This is a genomic window from Bacteroidales bacterium, assembly GCA_023228145.1.
GTDB lineage: Bacteria > Bacteroidota > Bacteroidia > Bacteroidales > CAIWKO01 > CAIWKO01.
Genome location: JALOBU010000055.1, coordinates 1 through 2,722 on the forward strand (window position 1 = coordinate 1; position 2,722 = coordinate 2,722).

At 36.2% G+C, this 2,722-nt stretch carries 2 protein-coding genes; both read right to left on the reverse strand.

Features of this window, described 5'->3' with window-relative positions; genetic code table 11:
• Positions 1-430 (reverse strand): hypothetical protein (locus M0R16_13420; protein ID MCK9613871.1); only part of this gene is annotated, 430 nt, incomplete at its 3' end.
• Between the two features lie 47 nt (positions 431-477).
• Complete coding sequence (locus tag M0R16_13425) at positions 478-2,664, reverse strand: OmpA family protein (protein ID MCK9613872.1); 2,187 nt, start codon at positions 2,662-2,664, stop codon at positions 478-480.
• Between the last annotated feature and the right edge of the window lie 58 nt (positions 2,665-2,722).

The window sequence follows — 2,722 nt, forward strand, 5'->3', positions numbered from 1 at the left end:
TTGATCCTGCAGGTACTACCGAAATATTTCCGGAGCCTGAAGCCGTAGAGCCGCTTGTTGTGTGTGTTCCTGAGGTAATGGTTACATTTTCAGTATCACTGTCGAATGTAAGTATGAAGTTTGAATTTGTTACGGTATATTCATTTCCATTAACCGTGCCGTTAAAGGTAAAGTTGTGGACTTCTGCGCCCCCGCCAATCTGGCTGGTAGTAACGGCAGCAGAAAAATTAGTTTCATTTATAGTAATTACCGCTGTTGCAATAACCGTAAATGTCCCGCCTAAGTCAACATTCACATTAAGATTCCAGGTGGAACCTGCATTGTTATTATTGGTATCATCACTGCTGTCATTATCTTTTTTCTTGCATGATGAAATAATAAATATTGCTGCAAAAGCAATAGCAAACAAACATAAAAATGATTTTTTCATAGACATTTTTTAAATTGTTTAACACTATAATGATTTAAAAATGTGTTTTAGTATTTAACAACAAATTCACTTCTTCTGTTAAGTTGGTATTGTTCTTCCGTACAATTTGATTTTCCCAATTTTTTACAGTCGCATTCCATGGCCATTTTAGAAATACCTTTACCTTTTCCAACAATACGCCCCGGGCTGATACCTTTATCAATAAGATATTGTCCCGTAGATTGAGCACGTTTGCCAGAAAGGTCTTTGTTATAAATTTCAGAGCCGCGGCAATCAGTGTAGGAATATAATTCAATATACAAGGAAGGGTTTTCATGCATTAATTCTGCAAGATTATCAAGTTTCACAGCAGCATCAGGCCTGATATCATATTTGTCGTAATCAAAATAAATGGGTTCAATTTCCTGAATTTTATCGAGGTTCTGTGTAATTGTAACAGTGCCTTTTTCAGTAATATTAAAAGTGAATGTGTTTTTTGAATTGTAATATCCATATTTGCTGTATTTTATATCATAATTGATAATATTTCCAACTTTTTTATTTTTCATCAGGTCTTCGTAAGCACCTGTATTGGAGGTGAAGAATTTATATTTTTCCCCATCTCCTTTATCTGTAAGTTCAATGGCAACATTGCTGAGGGGTTCATTTGTTTTAGAGTCTTTCACTTCAATCCTCAGTTTTAACCCGGGATCTTTATCCAGGCCGAGGTCTGTTTTAATTTCATCTGTTTTGACTTCGGTAACTGTACTGACATTTTTTTCTGTAGCAAAGTATTCATTTTTTTCTCCTTTTATTGTATATTCAAGGTTAGGTTGTGCCAGGAATACAAAGTTTCCGTTTTCATTAACAACCACCTCTTCGAGTACGGTATTGTCGGGGTTAAAGAGTTTAACCGTAGTGCCCGGGACTATTTCTCCGCTTTCTTTATCTGTAGTAACGCCTGTGATGAGTATATCCATTTTGTCAATGGCGTTGAAAGTAAATCCGTAAATGTCGTCATTAAAATTCAGGGATTTTCTGTTGGATGTGAAATATCCTTTCGTGTTGTCATCATTGAATACGATGCCGAAATCATCTCCGGGGCTGTTTATGGGATACCCTATGTTTCGTGCGTTTCCTCCCGGAATACCTGTTTCGTCGAGTGCCACTTTATAAACATCCATGCCACCCATACCCTCCAGGCCGTTTGAAGAGAAATACAATATTCTGTTTTTAATAAAGGGGAAAGTTTCATCCCCTTCGGTATTTATTGCTTTAAGGTTTTTTGGCAGAGACCATGATTCTCCTTCTCTAGAACAGTAATACAGGTCATATCCGCCGTTGCCTCCCGGCATGTCGCTTGAAAAATACAGGCGTTTTCCGTCATCGGTGATAGCCGGATGCATGCAATTGTATTCCTTATTGTTATATATAAAATCCCGTAGGTATTGATAGGATGTTCCTTTTTTATTAAGGTTTGCGGCATAAATATGTAGTTTCACTTGCCCGTCTTCAGCTCTTACAGGACGTGTGTCCACAATGTTGTTTCTGGTTAGGTATATTACTCTTTCCTGTCGGCTGAAACTACAGGGGCCTGAATTAAAGCGGTTGTCAATAGCATGCTTCAATGGGCGGACGCATGAAAATTTTCCATTCTTTTTTTGCTTGGTATGGAATAACTTAAAATAGCTGTAGTTTGTCCATGTATTGATATGATTCTCTGCATAAGCACGTTTACGTGAAGAAGCAAATACAATTTTGTTTTCAAGTATTCTTGGAGAAAAATCATTCTGTTTTGAATTGAATGAAACTACCTGAATTTTGTAGTCCGCACTGTCCTTATAAAATCTTTCAAAATAATCGATAGATTTTACAAATGTTTTACCTCTTTTATCAACATTGTATTCTTCCATATATTTTTTAGCATCAGCGTTTTTGTCTATTGACATCAGTGCCTGAGCATAATGATATTTGTGTATTGACTCAGCATATCCTTTTTCAATTATTTTTCCGTAATACTTCGCTGCATTATCCACATCATTGACCCTGCGGTAACAGTCAGCCAGTTTTATCAAAACTTCTTTATTGTTGCTGTCTTTACGCAGGCATTTTTTATATTTAGGAATGGCTTCAGCAAAAGATTGATATTCATACAACAGGTTGGCTCTTTCAATGCGGCCTTTTTGTGCCTGTGTGCTGCATGTAAATACTATCATGCTTGCGAAGAGAATGATTATGTATTTGGTAGGTTTCATAGCTTAAAAATTATATACTGATGAATATTATTTAAAAATATCTTGGATTTGCTATTTT

Bases quoted from the DNA above. Each gene is read 5' to 3' on its own strand.
- M0R16_13425 (MCK9613872.1), bottom strand. From the start codon at position 2,664: ATGAAACCTACCAAATACATAATCATTCTCTTCGCAAGCATGATAGTA.